The organism is Guyparkeria sp. SCN-R1, from assembly GCF_003932495.1.
Taxonomy (GTDB): Bacteria; Pseudomonadota; Gammaproteobacteria; order Halothiobacillales; family Halothiobacillaceae; genus Guyparkeria.
This window is the reverse complement of the sequence record NZ_QZMT01000022.1, coordinates 1-23,818: the sequence shown is the minus strand read 5'-3', so window position 1 is coordinate 23,818 and position 23,818 is coordinate 1. Positions and strand designations below refer to the sequence as shown.

The 23,818-nt window shown below is 65.4% G+C and carries 17 protein-coding genes; 4 read left to right on the top strand and 13 right to left on the bottom strand.

Annotated features, from left to right (window positions below; translation table 11 throughout):
• The first annotated feature begins 94 nt into the window (after nucleotides 1-94).
• The 3 genes from D5687_RS10120 to D5687_RS10110 are packed head-to-tail and all read left to right on the top strand — an operon-like array spanning nucleotide 95 to nucleotide 2,203.
• Complete coding sequence (locus tag D5687_RS10120; RefSeq protein ID WP_125199658.1) at nucleotides 95-853, top strand: UDP-2,3-diacylglucosamine diphosphatase; 759 nt, start codon at nucleotides 95-97, stop codon at nucleotides 851-853.
• Entirely contained in the window at nucleotides 850-1,428 is a 579-nt protein-coding gene (pgsA, locus tag D5687_RS10115; protein WP_125199657.1) for a CDP-diacylglycerol--glycerol-3-phosphate 3-phosphatidyltransferase, read from the top strand. Before D5687_RS10120 ends, pgsA begins: the two co-directional genes overlap by 4 nt.
• A gap of 7 nt (nucleotides 1,429-1,435) precedes the next feature.
• The gene (locus D5687_RS10110; protein WP_125199656.1) at nucleotides 1,436-2,203 is read left to right on the top strand and encodes a 1-acyl-sn-glycerol-3-phosphate acyltransferase; all 768 of its coding nucleotides are present in this window, start codon (nucleotides 1,436-1,438) and stop codon (nucleotides 2,201-2,203) included.
• Nucleotides 2,204-2,253: 50 nt separating this feature from the next.
• On the opposite strand, the gene D5687_RS10105 is transcribed toward D5687_RS10110, so the two are convergent.
• The 13 genes from D5687_RS10105 to recC form a co-directional block, all read right to left on the bottom strand.
• Nucleotides 2,254-2,949, bottom strand: coding sequence for a hypothetical protein (locus tag D5687_RS10105; RefSeq protein WP_125199655.1), 696 nt, complete (start codon nucleotides 2,947-2,949; stop codon nucleotides 2,254-2,256).
• Between the two features lie 86 nt (nucleotides 2,950-3,035).
• Nucleotides 3,036-4,010, bottom strand: coding sequence for an arsenic resistance protein (locus D5687_RS10100; protein ID WP_125199654.1), 975 nt, complete (start codon nucleotides 4,008-4,010; stop codon nucleotides 3,036-3,038).
• Between the two features lies 1 nt (nucleotide 4,011).
• Nucleotides 4,012-4,833, bottom strand: a complete 822-nt coding sequence (locus D5687_RS10095) for a metal ABC transporter permease (protein WP_125199653.1) — start codon at nucleotides 4,831-4,833, stop codon at nucleotides 4,012-4,014.
• Nucleotides 4,830-5,636 (bottom strand): metal ABC transporter ATP-binding protein, encoded by an 807-nt coding sequence (locus tag D5687_RS10090; protein WP_125199652.1) that lies wholly within the window; start codon nucleotides 5,634-5,636, stop codon nucleotides 4,830-4,832. Before D5687_RS10090 ends, D5687_RS10095 begins: the two co-directional genes overlap by 4 nt.
• An 8-nt stretch (nucleotides 5,637-5,644) precedes the next feature.
• A complete protein-coding gene (locus D5687_RS10085; protein WP_125199651.1) occupies nucleotides 5,645-6,610 on the bottom strand; it encodes a metal ABC transporter solute-binding protein, Zn/Mn family in 966 nt (321 codons plus the stop codon).
• 66 nt (nucleotides 6,611-6,676) lie between these two features.
• Nucleotides 6,677-8,692, bottom strand: a complete 2,016-nt coding sequence (locus D5687_RS10080) for a DUF3488 and transglutaminase-like domain-containing protein (RefSeq protein WP_125199650.1) — start codon at nucleotides 8,690-8,692, stop codon at nucleotides 6,677-6,679.
• Complete coding sequence (locus D5687_RS10075; RefSeq protein WP_125199649.1) at nucleotides 8,692-9,630, bottom strand: DUF58 domain-containing protein; 939 nt, start codon at nucleotides 9,628-9,630, stop codon at nucleotides 8,692-8,694. The genes D5687_RS10080 and D5687_RS10075 overlap by 1 nt, the downstream gene beginning before the upstream one ends.
• Before the next feature lie 14 nt (nucleotides 9,631-9,644).
• The gene (locus tag D5687_RS10070) at nucleotides 9,645-10,565 is read right to left on the bottom strand and encodes a MoxR family ATPase (protein ID WP_125199648.1); all 921 of its coding nucleotides are present in this window, start codon (nucleotides 10,563-10,565) and stop codon (nucleotides 9,645-9,647) included.
• Nucleotides 10,566-10,585: 20 nt separating this feature from the next.
• On the bottom strand, nucleotides 10,586-12,379 hold the full coding sequence (locus D5687_RS10065) for a YcaO-like family protein (protein WP_125199647.1): 1,794 nt from the start codon (nucleotides 12,377-12,379) through the stop codon (nucleotides 10,586-10,588).
• Nucleotides 12,380-12,425: 46 nt separating this feature from the next.
• Nucleotides 12,426-12,794, bottom strand: a complete 369-nt coding sequence (locus D5687_RS10060) for an Mth938-like domain-containing protein (protein WP_125199646.1) — start codon at nucleotides 12,792-12,794, stop codon at nucleotides 12,426-12,428.
• Nucleotides 12,795-12,862: 68 nt separating this feature from the next.
• Entirely contained in the window at nucleotides 12,863-15,028 is a 2,166-nt protein-coding gene (gene recD / locus D5687_RS10055; protein ID WP_125199645.1) for an exodeoxyribonuclease V subunit alpha, read from the bottom strand.
• Nucleotides 15,025-18,834: an exodeoxyribonuclease V subunit beta gene (gene recB / locus D5687_RS10050; RefSeq protein WP_125199644.1), complete on the bottom strand. Its 3,810-nt coding sequence runs from the start codon at nucleotides 18,832-18,834 to the stop codon at nucleotides 15,025-15,027. Before recB ends, recD begins: the two co-directional genes overlap by 4 nt.
• Nucleotides 18,831-22,442: an exodeoxyribonuclease V subunit gamma gene (recC, locus tag D5687_RS10045; protein WP_158611856.1), complete on the bottom strand. Its 3,612-nt coding sequence runs from the start codon at nucleotides 22,440-22,442 to the stop codon at nucleotides 18,831-18,833. Before recC ends, recB begins: the two co-directional genes overlap by 4 nt.
• 262 nt (nucleotides 22,443-22,704) lie before the next feature.
• Between recC and D5687_RS10040 the strand changes: the two genes are divergently transcribed.
• Complete coding sequence (locus tag D5687_RS10040; protein WP_125199642.1) at nucleotides 22,705-23,802, top strand: sigma-54 dependent transcriptional regulator; 1,098 nt, start codon at nucleotides 22,705-22,707, stop codon at nucleotides 23,800-23,802.
• The last annotated feature ends 16 nt before the right edge of the window (nucleotides 23,803-23,818 follow it).

Genomic DNA, 23,818 nt, shown 5'->3' with positions numbered 1-23,818 from the left:
GGCCACGGTGGCCTCCTCACCCCGCCAGATTTACACCACTTCCCGGGACGCTACCACACCACTCGACTGACCACTCTGGGAGACGTGCCCGGTCATGGCCGAAACGCTGATCATCGCTGACCTGCACCTGGCGAAACCCGAGCCTCGCACGCTGGCGCTGCTCGACACCTTTCTCGAACGTGCCGAGCATGCCGAGGCGGTCTATCTGCTCGGTGATCTGGTCGATTACTGGATCGGTGACGATCAGCCCATTGCCCCCGATATTGCCGAACGGCTCGAGCGCTTTGCCGATCTGACGGCCGCGGTGTATTTCCAGCCGGGCAACCGGGATTTCCTGGTCGGCCGCCAGCTGCTCGAGCGTATTGGCGCGACGCAACTGCCCGATCAGACCGTGCTCGAGCAGGGCGGGCGCCGCTGGTTGCTCACCCACGGTGACGAGCTCTGCATCGACGATGCCGCCTACCAGGCCATGCGCGCCCAGTTGCGTGATCCGGTCTTCGTGCGTGACTTTCTCGCAAGGTCCTTGCCCGAGCGTATCGCGATAGCCGAGGATCTGCGCAACAAGAGCCGCACGGCCTCGTCGAGCAAGCCGGAGGACATCATGGACGTGAACGCCGCGGCGGTCGACGAGATACTCGAGCGGACCGGTACCGATGGACTGATCCACGGGCATACCCATCGCCCCGCGGTCCATCGTCTTGGCGATGGTCGGCCACGGGTGGTGACCGGGGATTGGGGCGAGGCGGGCTGGCTGGTCTCGCTTGAGGGTGACGGTCTGACCCTGGAGCGTTTCACCCCGGAATCGAATGAGGTCATCGCGACCTGGCCACCGCGCCGGGAGGCAATCGCATGAATCTGCCGATGACGCTTACCTGGCTGCGAATCGCCGCCATCCCGTTGATGGTGGTGGTGTTCCTGTTCACTCCTGCCGAGTTCGCGCGTCCGGCGTCAGCCTGGATCTTCGGTCTGGCCTCGCTGACCGACTTTCTCGACGGCTATCTGGCCCGTCGCTGGAACCAGCAATCGGCCTTCGGTGCCTTTCTCGATCCGGTGGCGGACAAGCTGATCGTGACCGTGGCGCTGGTCCTACTGGTGTTCAGTGACGGCGATCTGCCGATCGTGATTGCCACGGCGGTGATCATCGGCCGCGAGGTCTTCGTCTCGGCCCTGCGTGAGTGGATGGCCAGTCGCGGCATCAGTGCGGCGGTCAAGGTGTCGTCTCTGGGCAAGCTCAAGACGACGGCACAAATGTTCGCCATCCTATTCCTGCTCTACTACTTCCCCCTGTTCGGCGTGATCGATGTCTACCTCATCGGCTACTGGCTGCTGATGATCGCCGCCATCCTGACCTTTGTATCCGGGGCCCAGTACGCGCAGGCGGCCGTTGCGGCCGTTGCCCGGGCCGAAACCGCCGCGCGGGGGCACTGACGTCGGCATGCGATGCGCCCTGCGTGGACTGACTCGCGGTGTGCGTTTGGCGCGCTACTTCGTCAAGGGACTGTGGCGGACCCGGCGATTTGCCCAGTTGGACGAAGCGGTTCGTCTCGAGCAGGCAAGGGCCTGGCTGGGAGGGGCCGCACCGTTGCTCGGGGTGCAGGTGCGCGTCCATGGGCTGGACAGGCTGTCCGACTTGCCACCTGGGGGAAGTTTGTGGCTCCCCAATCACGTCAGCTGGCTGGATATTCCATTGCTGGGCGGGCTCTGCGACGGAACGGTGTTTCTTGCCAAGAGCGAGATTCGTCGCTGGCCGGTGATCGGTCGGCTGGCCAAGCTCAGCGGCACGGAGTTCATCGAGCGTGGTCGGGGGAGCGAAGCGGCCAGCGAGGCGGTGGCAAGCGGCCTTCAGCATGGTCGGCAGATCGTGGTGTTTGCCGAAGGCACCACCACTGACGGACACATGGTGCGCCGATTCCACGCCCGGTTGCTCGGACCCGCCGTGCAGATGGAACGTCCGGTGGTGCCGATCGCCTTGCGTTATTTCGACTCCGAAGGGCAGCGCACCACGGCGCCGGCGTTTATCGGCAACGAAAAGCTCTGGCCATCGTTGTGGCGGGTGCTTTCCTCCGAGGGGCTCGAGGCGCACATCGACGTGCTCGAGCCGATCTATCCAAAGTCGGACGACACCCGCAGCGAGATTGCGCGGCGAGCCCACCACGCGGTCGCCGCCCGGATCGCCACGCCGGGCCATTCAGACACCGACTGAATGCCGGCCATGTGTCGCCTTGTTGAGGCTCGGGCGCCGATAACCTTCCGTCAGTTACCCATTACCCCACGCATGATCTGTTGCAGGTCGACCGGTTTGCTTGGCATGGCGAATCTCTCATCGGGCTGGCGGGCATCCGAAATGGACTCGAGGCGGAAGTCGTCGCCGAAGCGCAGCACGGCCAGGCCGCGACGCTTGAGCTCCTGTTCCGCGGCCTCATGGCCAGTCACGCCCGTGCCACGGGCAATCGCCCGGGTCATGCCGCCCAACAGGGCGAGTTGCATTTCCTTGACCAGCGGGTCCTCCGTCAGCACGGCCTCATCGATGCGAGCCTGTCCTTCACTGTCTACCCAACTTACCCGGTAGCGTTCGCCGTCGACCCCGGCGATCGTCTCGCGTTGCCCGGTCGGTTCCAGTGACGTGATCTGGCTGGGCACGACCGCGTCCGGACCGAGCCTCGAGAGGGCATTTTGCTGCCCCAGCAGTGTGGCGAGTTGATCGAGATCCATTGTTACCGGATGCCCGGCGACCTTCGCCACGCCCCAAGCCTTGCCGTCGATGGCCAGCACATGGGCGGTTTCGTTGGGTGTGTCCAGGCGACTGCGTTCGGGGGTTTGCCAACTGAACGTCAGCGACGGCATGGACGCATCGGCGGTCTGAAACACGGCCGTGCCATCGGCCATGGCGGTCGTGTGGATACCGGCAGCGAGGCCGACGACAAGCAGCGAGTGGATCAATCGTTTCAAGCGCGGCTCCCTTCAATTTGCGGATCGATAGGGTTCGACCGTGGCGGCGCCCGGTAATTCCGCGCGCACCGTCGAGCGGGCGAATCTCAGCGAATGACCCTGGGGATGACCCGGGTGTAGGCGATCAGCCCGACCAGTTCGATCAGCGACTGCAGGATGATCACGGTCACGGCGGGTTGCAGGAATCCCGGCAGGGCGAGGGCGATCGGCAGGACCATGAAGGAGTTTCGACTGCCGGCGCTGAAGGCGACGGTGCGCCGTGCGTGAACCGGCAGGTTTGCCAACCGTCCGGCCATCTCGGCGATCCAGGGCACGATCAGAACATAGAGCACGAAGACGAGCGCGACCGGCCAGAGCATGGCGAGCTCGCCCGTTAGCCGCGGGGCGTGGCCGACCATGATCACGAGAAGCACCACGGCCAGCAGCGGCACCGGCAGCCAGGCGAGCCGCTCGGTCCAGCGCGGCCCGGTCGGGCGGCGTCGTTCGCCGATGTCGGTGAGCCAGCCCGCCAGCAGGGGAAGGAGGATGATCAAGACGAACGCGCCGATCATGCTGCCGATCGGTAGGTCGGCCCGGATGTCGCTTGCGGTAAACGCCCACAGGTAGACGGGCAGGAGCAGGATCTGGGCGAGCAGCAGCAACGGGGTGGCGGCGATCGCGCGCGGCACGTCGGCCCGGCCCAGTTGCGAGAAGCTGATGAACCAGTCGGTGCAGGGCACCAGCAGGACCAGGGATACGCCGAGGGCGAGCACGGGGTCATCGACGAACACCCGTGTCAGGCCCCAGACGAGCAACGGCACCAGCAGGAAGTTGACCGCCAGCATCACGGTCAGAAAGCGGCGATCGCCGAACGCCTGGCCGATGGCTCCCAGGTGGGTCTGGGTAAAGGTGACGTAAAGCAAGGCGGTCAACAGCGGCCAGATCAGCCAGTCGAGCCAGTCTCCCGTGGGTGGGTTTGTCAGGCCGATGCCTACTCCCGCAGCCACGGCGATGAGGTAGACAACAACCTGGTATTTCTCAAGAAGCAGCCGGGTCTCGAATCCTGGGGATGTCGTACTCATGTCAGCGTCGTCCGGCGTGGGCAAGTCGCTCGATGCCCACGACGACAAGGTAAATCACACAGGCCGTCGCGATGATTGCAGGCCCCGAGCCGACATCGAACCAATAACTGGCATACAGGCCGGCCAGGCAGAACAAGAGACTGAAGACCGCCGAGAGCACCATCATCCCGCCGAGCGTGTGCGTATAGCGTTGCGCCAGGTAGGGGGGCAGGGTCAGAAGGGCAATCACCAGGAGCAGCCCGACCACCTGGATCATCATGACCACGGTTTCGGCGACCAGTAGCAGCAGCATGAAGTAAAGCCCGGTAACGGGAATGCCGCGCGTGCGGGCATAGACGGGGTCGAAGGAGAACGAGAGTAGGTCGCGGTAGTAGTAGAGCGCCAGGCCCAGGATCACGGCATCGATGCCGGCCATCAGCCAGAGGTCGACGGTGGCGACGGTGAGGATCGAGCCGAACAGGTAGGTCATCAGCCCCGCCTGATAGCCCGGCGTGAGTTCGACCAGGATCAGGCCGAAGGCCATGCCCGCCGCCCAGATCACCCCGATCAAGGTGTCGGTGCGCTCCCGCCGCCGCCGTGTGAGTGCGCCCAGCAAGAGCGCCGCACCCGCGGTGAACAGCCCGGTGACCGGCAGTACCGGCAGGCCGAGGAAGATGGCGGTGCCTACGCCGCCATAGGCGGTGTGGGCGATACCGCCGGTCATGAATACCAGCCGGTTGACCACCACCAGTGCACCGACGATGCCGGCCGCAATGCTGACCAGAACCGCGGCAATCAGCGCATGCTGGACGAAGCCTTGCCCAAGCAGTTCCATCAGGCTCATTGCGTGTCTCTTCCGTGACTGGCGGATGTCGGCTGGGAGGGCAGGTGCGAGTTGAGGGCGGCGTGTCCCATCGGGCAATCCGCGCCGTGCTGGCCGTACATCAGTCCCAGCATCTCCTCGGTGATGGCCGGCCCTTCGCCGCTGACCAGCCAACGGTTGACCGCGAGTACCTGCGAGACGGCCTGCCGGGTGATGCCGAGGTCATGGCTAACCATCACCCGGGTGAGCGTGCCGCCGAGGTCTTCGAGGGTTTCGTGAATGCAGGCGCGCCCGTAGGGGTCGATATTGGAAAACGGCTCGTCGAGCAGCAAGAGTTCGGGCTCGGTGATCAGGGCACGGGCGATCAATACCCGTTGCCGCTGTCCGCCCGAGAGTGAACCGAAGGGCCGTTCAGCCAGTTCCAGGATGCCGGTCCGTTCCAGCGCCTGCCGCGCGCAGTCGCGCTCATCGGTGTGAAATCCTGGCCCGTGGCGCCGGCCGTGCGGCAGACCCATCAGGACAACCTGTTCCACGGTGGCGGGGAAACCCGGCGCGAGGTTGCCGTGCTGCGGGACGTAGCCGATTCGCTCCGGGTGCCGGCCGGGCTTGTCGCCGAACACCCGCACCGAGCCGGCATCCGGCCGGTAAAGGCCGAGGATCAGGTGGAGCAGGGTCGTCTTGCCGCCGCCGTTGGGCCCCACGATCACGGTGAATGCCCCGTGTGGAATCACCAGATCGATCGCTTCAAGGATGGGCTCGTGATCGAAACGGAAACTCACGTTTTCCAGGACGATCGCGGCGGAATCGGGATCGGATGCCTTCATAGGGAGGGTCAGTGTTCGTCGTCGTGGTTGCTATCGGTCGCCGGCGTTGACGGTTCGAGCGACTCGGCAAGCGTCGCGGCAATCGCCCGCATGCCGGCAGGCCAGTCCCGCGCCAGCGGGTCGAGTGTCAATACCTCGCCGTCGATCTCCCGTGCAATGGTACGGGCCGCACCCTGGGCGAACTGGGGTTCGATGAAGATTACCCGAATGCGATGGTCGCGCGCCTCCTCGATGATGCGCGCCAGTTCCCGTGGACCAGGTTCCTTGCCCTCGATCTCGATGGGCATCTGCTCGAGTCCATAGCTCGCGCCGAAATAGCCGAAGGCCGGGTGGAACACCAGGAAGCGGCGCGCGTCCGGATCAATACCGCTCAGGGCGTCGAGAATGGCATTGTCCAGGCGATTGATCTGTTCGGCCAGTTGGCGAAATCCGCGATGGAAGTCGGCAGATCGCTCGGGTGCGGCCTTGATTAGCGCATCGCGAATCGTCTCAGCTTGCAGGCGCACCAGGGGTGGGGACAGCCAGACGTGCGGATCACGGACAGTCTCATCGGGGGCATCGTGATCGTGTTCGTCATGATCGTGTCCCGAATGGGCGACCATCGCCCGGCGCTGGATGGTCGCGACGGTGTCGACGACGGTCATCTCTGGGTTGACGGAACGGAATCGTGGCAGCCAGCCCTTCTCGAAAGGCACGCCAATGGAAAAGTACAACTCGGCACGGGACAGGGCCGTCATCTGTCGTGGCGTCGGCTCGTAGGTGACCGGCTCGGCGTTGGCCGGGACCATGACCTGTACGTCGACATGCTCACCGCCGATGGTTTCGACGAAATGCGCCTGTGGCGGGATGGAAACGGCCACGTTCAGGGCGGCCGCCTGGGCGTTAAGGGACAGGAATGTGCCGGCCAGGGTGAGACCGGTAGCGATGAGTCGTGATGCAAACAGGCGGGGAAGCGGCGAACGGTCAAGGATCATGAGCGGCACTCCCGAGGGAATCGATTGGCAAAACGTTATTGTATAACACTAAGGCTGGGCGAGGTGTTAGTCCTGGTACCGTCCGGATGGTTTTCCTGACCGCCGCCGTGACCAACGGCCACGCCAGAACAGTCGCCGATGCAGGTTGGCCAAGCGCGTCGTCAGCAGTGCCGACTGACGTCGGCTCGGGGAGCGCGCGTATCGGGTCGCTTCCAGTAACTGCCCGACTCGACGCAGATCCTCGGCGGCGAAGGGAAGGGCGTTTGCGGCACGGCACAGCAGCGCCCGCTCGGATTCCGAGTTGCCTCGGTGAACGCCAAGCCGTGCCAGATCCTCCTGGAGTCGGGTCCAGAGATATTCGGCCTCGCTGCCCGCCAGGCGTCGCCGTTCCCGACGGGCGAGAAGCACGAGCAGTCCCCACCATGTCAGCACCGCGACGGCCAGGGCCCACAGCGCCGACCAGACGGGATGGTTCATCGCCAGTCCCAATTTGCCGAGCCATTCCTGTTGCAGCCGCCCGTCATAGCCGAGTACGTACTGGTTCCAGCGGTTGTCCATCTGCTCGGCCAGTAACCGCATTTGCCGGCCGAACGAACCTTCCTGACGGCGAACGGTGTCAGGCAGGCTGGCATCATCGGCCGACGACCGAGCGATACCTTCCTCGATGCGTTCGGGCGCGACCGCCGCCGTGGGATCGACGCGTTGCCAGCCATCGGCCTCGGTCCACACCTCCGCCCAGGCATGCGCATCGGACTGGCGAATGACGAGATAGTCGCCGTTGAATTCACCGCCCTGGTAACCGGTGACCACGCGGGCCGGCACGTCGGCGGCACGCATTAGGCGAACGAACGCATCGGCGTAGTCCGCGCAGTAACCGCGTTGTGTCTCGAACAGGAAGGTATCGGCCCGATCCGCACCCTCCCGTCGCCCGGGCGAGCGGGTGTACTCGAAGGGCTGTTCGCGGAAGTACGCCAGGGCCTGCCTTATGCGTGCGGCCGGTGGTTGATCGCGCCAGTCTTGGGCCAGATCGGCGAGCAAGGGATTGAGGCCGCCCAGGGCGAGGTATTGCTGGCGCCGAAAGCGGGGCAGGGTACCGACGTCGAGTCGGTATTCGAGTGCCGAGGTCATTCGATACCGCAGCCGATCGTCGACCGGGCGTTCGCGCTGCACCACGAGATTGCCGTCGACCCGGCTCCTAACGGGTGTGTCGATGGCGGCGGCAAGGCTGGGTAATTGCCGGGCGTCGGTGGGCTCGAGGGTGATCTGGTAGCTCACCCGTGAGTCGTCCAGTGTTTCCAGGCGCGGCGTGCCGCCCACCGGGTCGGCAGTCCAGCTCTCCGGGTCGTCTTCGGCAAAGCCGCTCATCACGAACACGCGCCAGTAACGCTCACCCGGCGGTATCGGCTTGTCGTCGAAACGCACGCGGAACGCGGGGCTCGGATCTTCGGCGAGTTGGTCGAATTGCCCGGGACGCATCTGTTCGGACAGCCCGGTCTGCGCCTGACCACCCGGCTGTTGAACGCCCCAAAGGGCACCCGGTGGGCGGGGAAACAGGGCAAAGAGGATCAGGGTGAATGGCAGGCCGAGCAGCAGCAGTCGCCCGGCCTCTCGCAGGCGTTGCCCGAGGTGGTGTCCCGTCGGGACGGCCGGCTGACTGATCCCCATCCAGGCGCCCACCAGCAGCCAGAACAGGACCATGACCAGGGAGAAAATCACGATCGCCTGGTCGAACAGCAGCACGCTGATCAGCAGGAAGAACGCCAGCAGCAGAACGCCGTACTGGTCGCGCGCCTCGCGGGTTTCCAACAACTTGAGGCCGGCGGCGACGACCAGCAGGGCCACCCCGGCATCGCGGCCCCACAGCGCATGGAAATGCAGGACGACCACCGCGGTGCTCGCCGCGGCAAGGAGCAGCAACAGCCAGCGCGGCGGCAAGGCCAGGCCGCTGACTTCATGCATGCGCCGCCAGGCGAATGCCGCGACGACGATCGGCAGCACCGCCCACGGCAGATGTGGCAACAACAGACCGATCGAGCCGACCAGCACCAGCCAGAGCAGCGGATCGAGCCGCGCCACCGCCATCAGTCGATCTCCCCAGGGACCACGTGGTCGAACCCCTGGTCGTCGCGCTCACGACCAAACCGCGTCAATCGCTGCAGTGCCGTCTGGTAGCGCTGGGCGAGATTCGCGCTCGCCGATGCGGTGAGATCGTCTTCCCCGGGCAAGCGCAGTACCCACGGCCGTTGATCACGATTGAGGTCCATCAGGCGCGCGGTCATGGCCGAAAGTCGTGTTTCGCGTGGCCCGGCGAAGGCCTCGTAATCGACCAGCTCGGGATCGGGTCGTTCGCTGTCCGCCTCCGGGTGACGGGTCAACAGTTGGCCCGTCTTCGCGTAGTGACGGAAGACGACATGGCGAATCGGATCGCCGGGGTGATAGCTGCGCAGGCGCGTCGGGTCGCCCTCCAGGCTCGCCTGGTCCCCTGATTGGTCGTTTTCTGTCCGTTGGGCCCGGTCGATACCTTCGATCGGGGCAGGATGAACCCACTGGCCGATTCCCGGAGAGAACCCCCGCCGGACGGTCCAGAGCCCGAGCGGATAGGGCGTCTCGAGGGTCATTTCCGGGAGAGGCAGGTAGCCCCGCGGTTCGCCGGGGAGGGTTATTGCAACGATAGTGGCTCCCGGCGGGCAAAGGGCGGTATGGGCGGCGGTTTCCTCAAGGCCGGCGTCGACCCGCAACGGCGGCAAGGTTGCCTGGCTGGTGAACTCGACGGACAGCGAGCCTGGTTCACCGGCCGGGCGCATGCCGGGTGGGATGACGCGCGCTTGCACTGCGGACAGGGCGCGCCAGCCCTGCCAGGCGCTGTTGATCATCAGCGCGATCATCATGAAGGCGATCAGGAAGATCAGGTTGTTGCCGTAGTTGATCGCCGCGAGCAGCATGGCAACCGTAATGACCGCCAGGCCCAGTCCGAAACGGCGCGGACGAATCTGCAGGGATGAGAGCGTTTGCTGGGACACAAGGAACGAACGGGCTAGGGCGTTGGCACGCGTTCCAGCAGCAGATCGGCGGCATCACGGCCGTCGTGGCCGTCCAGACCGACGCGGTGGTTGACCAGGTCCGGCAATACCGCCTGGACATCGTCGGGGAGGACGTGATCACGCTGATCGATCAGGGCCCAGGCACGGGCGAGATTCAGCAACATCAGACCCGCCCGTGGCGAGAGCCCGACGCGGAACTCCGGCGCCTCGCGGCTGGCCACCAGGAGCGATTGGACGTAGCCGGCAATCCGCGTGGCGACATGCACGCGGGCCGTCTCCGCCCGCAGTCGTTGCAGTCCCTCGGCATCGACGATCGGTTCTACCTCGGCCAGGTGCGCCCGCCCCCCGCCCGAGAGCAGCATCTCGCGCTCGGTGTCTGCATCCGGATAGCCCAGACGAATCACCATGGCGAAGCGATCGAGCTGTGATTCGGGCAGAGGGTAGGTGCCCGCCTGGTCGAGCGGGTTCTGAGTGGCGATCACAAAGAAAACCGCCGGCAACGGGTAGCGCTTGCCGTCGACTGAGACCTGGCGTTCTTCCATGGCTTCGAGCAGCGCGCTCTGTACCTTGGGCGGGGCGCGGTTGATCTCGTCGGCCAGCAGCATCTGGGTGAAGACCGGCCCGGGCATGAAACGAAAACCCGAGGGAGCGCCCGTGCCGCCAGGCTGGAAGATCGAGCTGCCCACCACGTCGGCCGGCAGCATGTCGGCGGTGAACTGCAGTCGCTTGAACGACAGGCCGAGCACCTGGGCCAGCGTGTGGGCGAGGGTCGTCTTGCCCAGACCCGGCAGATCTTCGATCAACAGATGACCGCCGGCGAGGATGCAGGTCAGTGCCTTTCGAATGGCCGGGCGCTGGCCGACCACGACCGAACCGGTGCGATCGATGATGCTCGGGCAGATAGTGGCATCCATGCGCGTTCCGTGCTCCCTGCTCAGTTGCTTCGATCCAGTTTTGCCTGATAGGCGCGCCGGTAGGCCTCGATCAGTGCCGTGTGCCGGGGTTCGTTGCGAAAGCCCGGTTCCAGCGCCGTCAGCGGATGATAGCCCCATTGCCCGGCCAGTACCTGACCGGCCTGATTGACCAGGTCACCCGGGAACAGGGCGGCAAGCGACTGGCGGGTCGCCTGCGCCGTCAAGCCCGCCTCCTGTTGCAGTTGCCACAGCACTTGGGCGGCACGGTAGCGCTGCTGTCGTTGTGCGGGCAGCGGCGGGACGCTGGCGAGCCAGTCGATATCCATGCCGATTTCCTCGGGCTCCCGTGGGCTGATCGAGTCGGCATGCAGGCGGGCAAGCACCTCAATCTCGCCGATGCGCGTGCCGGCCCAGACCGATTCCGGTCCAGCGCACAGACCGATCACATCGGTTATCGGGGTGAGCGGGTCAAGGGCGAGATCGGCGATGGCCTCAGCAAAGTCCCCGCTTTCCTCGGGGGTGAGTTGGTCGAGCCGCTGGAAGTAGGGCAATAGCCTCAAGCCCAGGTTGTTGTTGCGCTCGATCAACTCCTCGACCGGGTAGATCTCGGAGACATCCGGCACCAGGATCCGGCAGGCCGGCAGCCCCAGATGCCCGAAGTCAGCGATGTAGACGTCGTGGCCCAGCTCGTGGAACGTGGCGATGAGCGCCTTTTCGTATTCCACGTTCTGTTCGTGGCGGGTCATGTCGGCGACGTCCGCGGCGTCCATGCCCCACGGGGTGAACGGATAGTCCGGCTCGTCGCGCAGCATCTGCCAGGGCAGGATGCCGGAGGAGTCGATGAAGTGCAGCTCGATGTTGTCGGGATCGGCGGCGAGTTCATGATCGGCCGTCGGCGCCGGGAAGGCGTGCAGGTCGTCGAGATCGCGGCCCTGGACCAGCTCGGTGAGCGTGCGCTCGAGCGCGACGTCGAAGCGCGGGTGGGCGCCGAACGACGCGAACACGCCACCGGTCTGCGGGTCGTAGAGCAGCACGCAGATCACCGGGAATCGCCCGCCCAGCGAGGCATCGAAGGCACGTGCCGCAAAACCTGACTCGTTCAGCGCTTCGAGGGAGGCAAGGCTGGCCGGGAAGCGTTCCATGACCTCGGTCGGGATCTCCGGCAGAGCGATGCCCTCGGTGATGATCTGTTCCTTGACCGAGCGCTCGAATACCTCCGAAAGACCCTGGGTGTGGGTTTCGGCCAGCGTGTTGCCGGCCGAGAGTCCGTTGGAGACGTAGAGATTGCCGACGACGTTGACCGGGAAGTAGATCGTGGCCCCGTCGCGCTGGCGCACGAAGGGCAGGGCACAGATCCGGTCGGTCTCGCCACTGTTGAGATCCGCCCAGTCGGCGGTGGACTCGAGCGTGTCGCCTCCGTAGAAGCTCCACAGTCGGTCGTCGAGCAACCCGTCAGGGCGTTCGCCCGGGCGTTCGAGGGTGAACCATCGCTCGGCCGGATCGTGCAGGGTGCCGCCATCGACGCTGGCGAGCTCGCGATGCCAGTGGAAGTCGGCAAAAAAGTATTGCGAGGCCAGTCGTTCGACGAACTCGCCCAGCGCGGAGGCCAATGCCGCCTCGCGGGTCGCCCCCTTGCCGTTGGTGAACAGTGCCGGGCACCCTCGATCCTTGATGTGCACCGACCAGCAGTTGGGCAGGGGGTTGCGCCACAGGCTGGGCTCGATCTCGAAGCCGAGTTCGGTCAGTCGGTCCTGGACGCGAGCGATGGTGTCTTCGAGCGGCGCTTCCTTGCCGGGGATCAGGGTTTCAGTCATTCGGGGATCTTGTCTAGACGAACGTGGAAAGAAGTCGGGGAGTAAGTCAGAAGAGCACCAGCAGGCTCACCCGCCGAAGCTCCGAGGCGAGCACGGTATAGGTGCGCAGGGCCGCCGCCGTGTCCATGTACTCGATGCCCACCCCGCGGCGCATCAGGGCGGCTGAAAGAGCAGGCGGACCCATGCGGGTACGGCTGCCGGTGCCGATGATGATCACTTCCGGGTCGTCGCGCAGCAGCAGGGATTCACCCTGTTCCGACAGGGCGTCCAGATCGGATACCGACACATCTGGGTCCAGCGAGTCGGGTGTCAGCAGAAAGGTCTGCCGAAGCTCCTGGTCGTTGACCGTCACGTGGGAATCGGAAAAGTCGCGGATCACGAATTGGCGGCCGCGATCATCCTGTGTCAGGCGCATGGCGTTAAACCGGGCGTAAGTGTGGGGCTAGCCTAATGGCTCATCCGCTTTGGCGCCACTCCATGTCCTCAATGCGGGAGGGCGCACAGGCGCTGGACCAACCGCTCGCGCAGATTGCCGGATCGGCGCGTGACGCTTGTGATCGCGCTCTTGAGTACGGCCCGGGCCTGTGAGTCCGGTTCGTTGCGCGCTCGAATCGGCGAGACCAAGGTAAACCGTTGCTTCGCACGCGTAATGGCCGTGTAGAGCAATTCGCGGGTGAGGATCGGGTTGCTGCGTTCGGGCATGACCATGGCCACCCGGGTGAACTCCGACCCCTGCGACTTGTGAACGGTCAGCGCGAATGCCGTTTCGACCTCGGACAGTCGCGTGGGGCTGACCCAGTGGAAGTGCCGTCCGGAGCGGCCGGCGTCGGGCTCGGCCGGAAAGACCACGCGCAGCCCGACGTCGCCGTTTTCGAGACGGGTCGGCAGGGTGAGTCCCATGTCGCCATTGGCGAGACCCAGTTGGGCATCGTTGCGGGTCACGATCACCGGACGTCCTGGATACCAGGCGGTGGATCGCCCGATGCGCTCGGTAGCGGGCAACAGTCCCTCTCGTGAAAGCCATCCCTGCACCCGGGCATTGAGGCCCTCGACCCCGGCGGGGCCGCGGCGCAGGGCGCACAGGAGCTGGAAATCGTTGTGGCGACGGAACAGCTCGGTCACCGTGGCCTCGTCCTCGGGCGAATCCGGGTCGAACCCGTCCGGCTGCACGGCGATCATCGACAGCCACGGACGCAACCCCCCGATGACCCGGGCAGCGAATGGGTCGGAGTGATCCGCGTCAGGCTGGTCGAGCAACCAGTCGACGTCGCTTGAGGCCCGCTCGCCATCGGCACCTTCGAGGATCTGCATCGCCCCCGCGACGTCACCGCGATTCACGGCACGCGCCAGGGCACCGATGGCGCTGTCCTGGCCGAAGCGATGGGAGACGCGCAGTGTGGCAATGTGTGCCTGGACGGGATCCGCCCGATCCGCCGATGCCCCCGTGTCGGAGGCATGGGTCGGAACCGGCTGGCCGCTGGCCGCCTGCAGGTAGTCGCGTAGTGCCTCGGGGTAATCCCCGCTATCGGCGTGTCGACAGAGCTCACCTAGCACGGCACCGGCCTCGACCGAGGCGAGCTGGTCCTTGTCACCTAGCATCACCAGTCGACAACGCTCGGGCAGGGCCTCGACCAGTTGTCCCATCAATTCCATGCCGACCATCGAGGCCTCGTCGACCACCACGATGTCCAGATCGAGCGGGTTGTCGCGGTGATGCCGAGGTTTTTCCGCCAGCGGGCGCGTGCCGATCAGGCGGTGGATGGTCTGCACCTCCTCGGGCAGGTGTGCGGCCACGGCCGGCCAGTGCTCCACGTCAAAGTTGTCGGCGCGAATGGCCGCGATCTCGCGCACCTTCTCGCCGATGGACTCGGCCAACCGCGCGGCGGCCTTGCCGGTCGGCGCACACAGGGCGATTCGCGGCAGGGACGAGCCGTTTTCGCGGCCCAAGTGCAGCGACGTCAACGCCGCCAACAGCCGGACCACCGTGGTGGTCTTGCCGGTACCCGGCCCGCCGGTGATGATCGAAAACGGCTGGTATGCCGCCAGCGCGCAGGCGATCTTCTGCCAGTCGGTCGTCTGGGTATCGTCACTCGCGGGATAGAGGGCATCCAACACCGGGCGCACGCTCTGTGGGGACGGCTGGTCGGCCGCATCACGCTTGGCGAGCCCCTCGGCCACGCGGCCTTCGACCTGCCAGTATCGACGCAGGTAGAGCTGCGGGCGATCCGCCTCGACCAGTACCAAGGGCCGTCCCTCGTGATCCTCCTCATTCTGCTGCCATTGCAGGGTGTGTACCGCCCGGTGCTTGGCCAACGCCCGCTGCCAGTCCGCCAGGTCGATGCCGGCAAGCACGGCTGCCGGAGTGGCGGCCTCCCGTTGGGCTTTCCCTGTGGGTTCTGCCGGTGGCATGCGGAGCGTGAAATCCGGATTATCCCGCACCGCGGCCAGATCCAGGCAGACATGGCCGCTGCCACTCTGGTGGCTGGCCAACACCGCGGCCAGCTGGGCGAGCGGTGCGGCATCGGGCGCGCGACGGGCAAGGAAATCGGCCACTGCCCGGTCGATGGGGCGCAACCACCCGGCGGCGACCCAGCGACCGAGCAGGGCGCGCAGTGAGGCGTGATCGGCCAGGGCAGGGTGTTGGCTCATGCCACGGCCTCCTCGTTGCCGGTAAAGATCGTATCGAGCGCCTCTATCAGTTCCCGGGGCGGACGACAGGTGTAGATACCGGCGTTGTCTGGTGCACCGGAGGCCGACCGGATGCCCCGGAGAAAGACGTAGGCGGCACCACCGACATGTTGGTCGTAGTCGTAGTCAGGCAAGCGGTCGGACAAATGCCGATGCAGGGCAACCAGATAGAGCACGAACTGCAAGTCGTACCGTGAAGCAAGGATGGCGCCTTCCAGTGCCTCGGGGGTATAGGCCGCCTGGTCAGGCCCCAGCCAGTTGGATTTCCAGTCGATCAGGTAATAGCGACCCTCATGCTCGACGGTCAGATCGATAAAACCCTTGAGCATGCCGTTGATGGCCTGACCGGAGAGCGTGGGTCGATCCCGGTCCGGGGCGACGTGTTCCCGCACCAGGCGATCGAGCTGGTCCAGATCGGCTCCCTCCACCGCGAACCAGAATTCCATTTCCGCCTGGTAGTGCGACTGCTCGGCGAGTGCGAGTAGCTCGCCGTTACCGGGAGTCTGCCAGCGGGTCGTAAGCAGGGTGTCGAGCAGCGTGGCGACCACCTCGACCTGCCCGTCGTCGAGCGCGCGCAGTCCGGGGTGGGTGGTTTGGGCCAGTAATCGGCGGACCTTTTCGGGGTGGTTGGCGTACTGGGCAAACCCCTCGTTGGCGATCGCCTCGATCAGGTCATGCAACAGGGTGCCGATCATAGCGCCGCGTGGCAGGGCGTGGATGCCCTCCGGCGTTGGAGTGGACCGCGGTGTCGGCAGATTGTCAGCGGTCGGGTTTTCAGGCGCATTTTGCGTCTCGAGGCGGACTTCGTCGCGCGCGGCCTCCGGTGCGGGCAGCGGCGTTGTGTGCCCGACCGAGGCCGTGAGTGCGGAAAAGCTCGAGATCCACCACGGCTCAAAGGCGCCGAAATGCGGTTGGCGCGGCCCAAGGAGTTCCGGTTCCGGTGGCGGGGTAAAACGGTGAGTCACCGAGTCGCGGGGTTCGGGCACGGGCTCGATCTCGATCGCGGGATGCTCGGCCCATCGGGCGAGCCGTTCGAGATAGGCGGGGCGTTCGCAGGTCTCGCCCGGCTGGAAGCCGAGAAACTGGCCGAAGGCACTCATTCCGGGATTGAACGTCTTGGTGTTGCCGAACTTGACCGGGCCGGCCCCGAGCACACAAGCGTGCTCGGCCCGGGTCATCGCGACGTAGAACAGGCGGATGGATTCGGCAATGGATTCCTGCGCCGCGACATCGGTTGCCTCCTTGTCGGGCGCCATTTCCCAGACCGTTCCATCGTCACGATGGCGACGAGTGGGCTCACCGGACTTGGGCTTCTCGGTACCCAGCAGGGCGATGAACGGCAGGAACACGACCGGATACTGAAGACCCTTGGAGCCATGGATGGTCACGATCCGCACCATGGCGCTGTCCTGTTCCAGGCGGATCTCCTGCTCGGCCGCGCCCTCGGTCACGGCCAGGTGCAGTCGATGGATCAGGGCGGTCTCGCCGTCGACGTCCTGATCCGTCTGTTGCAGCCATTCGGCCAGGTGCAGCAGGTTGGTCAGACGGCGTTCGCCGCGGCGGTTCTGGCGCTCGTCGGCCTCCAGCAGACGGGCCGGGATGGCGAAATGGTGCAGGAGACCCATGACCGCCGCGAGCACCCCCTGTGATTGCCAGATGTGGTGCCATTCGTGGAATCGCTGGCAGATGGCGTCAAAGCGCGTTTCGTCACGCAGGATCGCTTCCAGTTCGTCCAGCGACAAGGCCACGCTGGCCGTCGCGATCGCCTGGCGGATGCGATCGCTGCGGGACGGCTCGGCCAGTGCCTCCAGCCAGACCAGCACGTCAGCGGCCTCGGCCGAATCGAACACCGATGAGCGTTCGGACAGGAACACCGCCGGCACACCGAAATCGGCCAGCACCCGGCGCATCAACTTGCCTTCCTCCTGCTTGCGTACCAGCACGGCAATGTCGCGTGGCTCGATAGCCTGCCGTTGTCCGTCATCGCTTTCAAAGCCGCAGGTGCCGGCCTGGCCGGCGTTGAGCATCGCGGCGATCTCGCCGGCCGCGCGAACCGCCAGTTGCTCGCGAAAGACACCGCTGGTCCATGGGTCCTCCAGTGGCGAGGTCCACAGGGTCAGTGCCGGTACCTCGCCGTTGCGACGTTCGTCGACCAGGCGGTTGTTGCGCCCCTTGGCCTGGACCGGCTCGAAGGGGAGTGGCGAGCGACTTTCCTCGCCCTCACCCGCGCCTTGGGCCGGAAAGCGAAAGGCCCCATCGGAATGTTGGTCGGCGATGGAAAACAGGTGATTGACGGCCCCGACCAGCGCCTCGGTCGAACGGAAGTTGCAGGGCAGGCTGGCATGTCGCCCCTGCGTCGCTCGACGGGCGGTGAGGTAGCTGTGGATGTCGGCACCGCGAAAACTGTAGATCGCCTGCTTGGGGTCGCCGATCAGCACGATGGCGTGTTCGTCCGACTCCGGCGGCTCCTCGCCCAGCGGGTAGATGGCCGAGAAGATCGCGTACTGCAGAGGGTCGGTGTCCTGGAACTCGTCGATCAGGGCCACCGGGTACTGCGCGCGAACCGCCTCGATCATGCCCCGGGCATTCGGATTGCGCGTGGGATCGACCGCCTCGCGCATCTGGATCAGCATGTCGTCGAAACCCATGGCCCGGCTCGCTGCCAGCAGGTGTGCGATGCGTTCGCGGATCCACAGGGCGGCGAACCCCTGGATCATCGGTTTGATTTCCTTGGTGTGGCGATCGAGTCCTTCCAGCGCCTCCTTCCAGTCGCCGATCGCATCCAGTGCGGGATGCACTGGCGGCTCGTGGTCCTTTTTCGTCTTCGGTACGGCGAGCTTCCTGCGGTCGGTGTCGCTAAGTGTTCCCTCCCCGGCCGCCCAGGCATCGATGTGGCCCAGCCATGCCTGTAATTCCTCGGCCGTCTCTTTCTCGGGGTGGCTGGTCTTATTCAACCCCTCGCGCACGCCATGCCAGAGCGTGTGGAGTGCCCCGGTATCGGCAAGCCAGGCACTCCGGGCGCGGCCCTCGGCCGCCTCGCTGCGTTTCTGATCGCCTGTCAGGCGGTCGAGCAACTCGGCCGGGGTCGGCAGGTCGGCAGAGGAGGCGGCCGTCACATCACCGATCGCGAGCGGGCTGCCGTCGCGCTTGATCAAATCCCTGACCTGCTGCTTGAGCTTGCCCGGCGTTTCCACGAGCCGCGCGAATTGCTGGGCAAGCCGCTCATCGGTTTGTGCCAGCGGATAGCCATGGGTGCGCCAGAAATCCCGGATGGCGTCACCAATCACCGGATCGAGATCGGTGACTAGCTCCTGCTCGAACAGGGCACCGCTGTGGAAGGCGTGCTCGCGCAGCATGCGCTGGCAGAAGCCGTGGATGGTGAAGATGGCCGCTTCGTCCATCCACTCCGCGGCACGTTGCAGCAGAAAGGCCCCCTGAGGGCGTTCGGTTTCGCTGAACTCCTCGTAGAGATTGCGCAGTGGTGGATCGACCTCCGCCGGTGTCTGGGTGCCGGCAAACAACCATGCGGCTTGCTGCAGGCGGCTGCGAATCCGATCGCGCAGTTCGGCGACCGCCGCCTCGGTAAACGTGCTGACCAGGATCTCCGGCGGGGTGAGTGGCCGGGCATCCCGCCGGTCAGGGGCGCGATGGCCCAGAACCAGTCTCAGGTAGAGCAGGGAAATGGTGAAGGTCTTCCCGGTGCCGGCGCTGGCCTCGATCAGGCGGCTGCCTTGCAGGGGAAAGGTGATCGGGTCGAGTTGGTTCATGCCTCTCCCTCGGTCAACAGGCCTTTCTGGTGTTCCCCGCGGGTGGCCTTGGCCAACGGCAGGTAGATGGTTTGCGCGATCACATCGAAATCCGGCTGGGCCGCGAGGGTGTTGAACTCGGGCCACAATCGCGTCAGGTCGGCATCGTACTGGGCGCTGCCCTCGAAGGCCGCCCGGGCCGAACCCCGGCGTTTGAAGTCGTCCTTGGCCGTCAGCCAGGCCATCTGGGTGCGTGGCTCGGCCGGCAATGGTGCTCGGCAGGCATGGTGCCAGCTGGCGATCAATGCCATCAGGTGGTCACGGGCCTCTTCCGGCGCCAATGACTGCATCGCGACCGGCCGTTCGCTGAGCGTCTCCTTGTGCGCATCGGATTCGCTGATCAGGAAGGTGGTTACCGGCCGGCCGGAGAGCTGGGCAGCGAGGTGGTAGGGCCATTCGCCGACGAGGCGATGCCATTTCAGATCCTTGCCCTTGTGCAAGGCGCCCGAAACGAGCTTGAGACGGACCGCACCGTCGTCACCGACACGGATATCGTTGATCTCGCCGGTCAGCAATTCGTCATTATCCGTCGAGAGTCGGTCGGCCGGGTGGAACCCCTCTGGTGTCTCGGGGTAGCGGGTCTGAAAGGCTGCCCACGTCTTGAGCTGCCGACCGACGGCCTCGCCATGTTCGCGGCGCAGCGACTCATCGAACGGCGGCAGGGGTAATTGGCCGGACCCGGCGATGTGCTGGAGGGCACCGTCAACCCACTCGGGTAGCCGTTGCTCGAGGATCTCGGGGGTTAGCGTTTCCACCGGCTCGCGGGAAAGCCGGGTGACCACGCGATCGAGCAGGTGGGCGCTGAGCTGCGATTCACCCAGGGCATCGAGCGCGAACGGCTCGTCGTCTTCCGGCAGGCTGATCTGTCGGCGCGGTGGCACATCAAGGTGGCGACCGAGATAGACGCGCCAGGGTTTTTTCAGCAGCTGGGCAAGGTCGGCCAGCGAGGGCGTATGCGACTCGTCCGGGTCCCCGAGGGGGGATGGAGGCGGGGCTGACTCGCGTGCGTCGTGAACCTCGTGCCATTCGCTGGCGTAACTGAACAGTTCGGGGCGTTCCGGAGCGAAGTAGTCGCGACTGAACGGCTGTAGCGGGTGCTCAATCGTCAGCGTCGAGGATGCCTTGCCTGCATCTTGGTCTTCGTCCTGACCCTCGACGGACCAGCCGCGATCAATGTGATCACGCAACTGGTTGACCAGCACCGAAGCCGGTCGCTCGTGGTTGTCGCGGATATCGCGGCCCACCCAGCTGATCCACAGGCGGTCGCGGGCCGAGAGCAGGGCCTCGAGGAACAGATAGCGGTCATCCTCGCGCCGTGAACGGTCGCCGGGGCGGTAGCGCCCCCTCATAAGGTCGAAGTCGGCTGCCGGCTGGCGCCGCGGATAGCCCTCGTCGCTCATCCCGAGCAGGTAGACCTGGCGGAACGGGATGGCACGCATGGGCATGAGCGTGGCGAAATTCACGGCACCAACGAGGAATCGCTGGTTCAGGCGATGCTCGTCCAGGCGATCGAGCCAGGCACTGCGCGCCGTCTCGATGCCGATTGGCTGGTTGAATGCCGCCGAGCGGCAATCCTCGAGCCAGCCGGTGGTGGCATCCAGCACGCGGTCGCGCAACTTGGCCGCCGACTCGCGTGTGGCCAACGGGTTGGTCTCGTCCTCGTCCGGTGGGATGGCATCGGGATCAAAGAAGGTATCGACTAGTTCCCCGAAGGCGCCTGCCCAGTTCTCCGGCGTATGGCTCGTTGCCAAAATATGGCGCCAGCGCCCGAGCGCCTCGACCAGCGTGTAAAGCGGTCCGATCACCGCCGCGCTCATGCCGTCCATTCCGCCCACCGGCACGATGCCTTCCCAGTCGTCCTCCGCACCGGCGAGGTAGGCGTATAACAGCCGCTCGAGGCCGAACCGCCAGCTGTTCTGTTCGATGCCCGCCGGCAGGCCGAAATCGGGGCGGTGATCGGCGTCGAGCCCCCAGCGAATGCCCGCAGTTTCGATCCAGTGACGCAACAACGCGACATCGTCGGCGGCGATACCGAAGCGCGCCCGTAACGCGTCCACCTCCAGCAGGTCCATTACCTCGCTGGCCGTCAGGCGTGCCTCGGGCAGATGCACAAGCGTATCCAGCGCCCGGAGCATCGGGTGCGTCTCGCGCTCGGGACGATCGGAGATGGCGAACGGCAGGTAACGCGGGTCGTGCCGATCGATGCGCCCGAACACCGCGCTGATCGCCGCGGCGTAGTCGGTCATGTCCGGCACCATCACGATCACGTCACGCGGGCGGAGGGTCGGATCGGCGTCGAACGCCGCCAGCAGTTGATCCTGCAGGATTTCCACTTCGCGCAGCGGGCTATGCGCGATGGTGAACCGCAGCGAGGCGTCGGCGGGGGCAATCTGGCGATGCTCGGCCTCGATTTCCTTCATCGGGCACAGGTCGAGCAGGTCGGCCTGGATCTGTCCGAGCAGGTGCGTGGGTTCCGGTTCGTCGAACAGGTCGATATTGAGCGCCTCACTGCCCCGGGCCCGCTCGGGTGCCTGGTCGAACTCGTCGACCAGCCGAACGAGATCGCGCCCCTGCTTGCCCCAGGAGGCCAGCAGGGGATGGGCATGCTGATGCAGTGCATGATCATCGAGGGTCGCGTCGACCTTGCGCTCGCTAATCCGGCGGTAGGCAGCCCTGAACAGGTGCCGGTCCTCGACGATGTCGCCCCAGTAGTGCTTGCAGGGGTTTTGCAGGCAGAAGATCACTTGTGTCCAACGCGATATCGCGCCCAGTACCTCGAGCACCTGCGGGGGCAGGGCGGAGACGCCGAAGACCACGATGCGTCGCGGCAGATCCGCGGGTCGTTCGGTCAGGCGGGCGGCCTGCTCGAGAAACGCGCGGTGCACCAGCGCCCGGCCGGCATACCCGGTCGGAATACTTTCCTCGTCGGCTTGTGGCGGATGAGCGCCCAAGTCATCAAGAATCGCTCGCCAGAGAGCCGGTTGCCAGCGAGAGCTCCCGGGCACCGCAGGTGCCTCACCCAGGGGGCCGGGCAGGGTGGCCTCGTTGCTGGCCCAGCGCTCGAGCCAGTCGGCGCGGTAGACCTGGTATTGGTCGAACTGGTCGGCAAGCCGGGCGGCGAGTTGGTAGGCGCGGTGCTCGTCGCCATCGATGTAGTGCGATAGCGGCTCGAAGACCGGATCGGCGGTGATCGATGGATCGCGCAGCAGCCGCAGCAGACGCCAGGTCAGGCGGGGTTTGTCGAGCGGCGCCTCGGGCGGAACGGCGTTGCAGCCCAGCACCGCTCGGTAGCATTGCCACTGTAGTCGGGCGGGAAGCAGCAGGTCCATGGCGGTGGCGATGCCCAATCCACCATGCCCGTCATCCCGGCGGGAGCGGCCCAGCGCGAGCCGCAACCACTGCGCCATCCCGTTGCTCTGCACCAGGATGCGCTCGTCTTCCAATGGGGCGAGCGGCGCACGGCCCAGCCACTCGACCAACAGATCGCGTAGGCCTTCAAGGCGATTTCCCTGCAGCACGATAAAGCCGGGCGTGATCGGGGCGTGGGTGGTGTCCGTGAATTGCGTCAAGACGTCATGTCGTCCGGTTGGTGGCTGGTCGGGAAAGTGTATGGGATCGAATGCTACGGGGAAAACGCGACAATCCCTGTCGTGCCATTCGCGGATACCTCACCCGACGGCGCGTCTTAACTTGAATTGCGCAAAAAGTGTCCAAATTATGGAAAAAGGCATATAGTCAGATAATTGGATCACGGATGTTGACGCCCCGCCCGTCGGGCGGCCGGGAACCAAAGGGGGCTCGGCGTATGGATGTCCCGAGGAAATCGCTGCAATGAGTAACCAGGCTTGCATGTTTCGGCGCCTGCCGATGCTCAGCGTGCGTGGCCAGGAAGCGATCCAAGAGGTCCGGCGCATTGCCGAGTCATTCTTCTGGGAAATCGTCGGTGTCGAGGACCCGGATAAGTTACGCAGCCAGATCAAACGCGATAGCGTTCGCGTTGTGTTGATCGACCTTCGCGGCGCCATGCAGTCGGCGATGAGCTGGTTGCCTGCCTTCTGCCGTGAATTTCCCTGCCTGCAACTGGTAGCGATCATCGAAAAGCCGCAGGCCGACAACCCCGCCCATGCCAGCTTCCTGCACGCCTACTTCTTCGATTTCTGCTTTGCGCCGATCGAACCTACCCGACTGACCTTCTCGATTGGACACGCCTGGACGATGGCCCGAGTGGCCGACCTGCATGCTGCAAGCGAGGTCGCCTGCGGTGTGGTTGGGGAGGGCGCCAACGAACTGGTCGGCCAAAGCGAAGCCATGCAAGCCGTGCGTCGCCAGGTCTACCGTTATGCCGGTAATCACCTACCGGTGCTGATTACCGGACCCACCGGTACCGGCAAGGAACTTGCCGCCCGCTCAATACATCTTCAATCCGACCGATCCGACAAGCCGTTCGTCGCGGTCAATTGCGGAACACTCAGTCCAAACCTGATCCAGTCGGAGTTGTTCGGCCATGAGAAGGGTGCTTTCACGGGGGCCGCCAAGCGCCGAATCGGCTGGGTGGAGCAGGCGCACGGAGGCACCTTGTTCCTCGACGAGATTGGCGATCTGCCGATGGAAGTCCAGGTGAACCTGCTGCGATTCCTCCAGCAGGGCGACATACAGCGTGTGGGCGGCGACACCACGGTGACGGTCGACGCTCGCATCATCGCCGCCACACACGTCGATCTCAACCGCGCCGTGCTCGATGGCTACTTCCGTGAAGATCTGCTGTTCCGTCTAGACGTGTTGCCCCTGGAGATGCCGCCGCTGGCAGATCGTGGCGCCGACGTGCTTGAGCTTGCGCAGTTCTATCTGGCCCGTTTTTGTGACGAGCTCGGGGTAAAGCGGAAACGCTTGGGTAGCGTCCCGGGAAGTGGTGTAAATCTGGCGGGGTGAGGAGGCCACCGTGGCC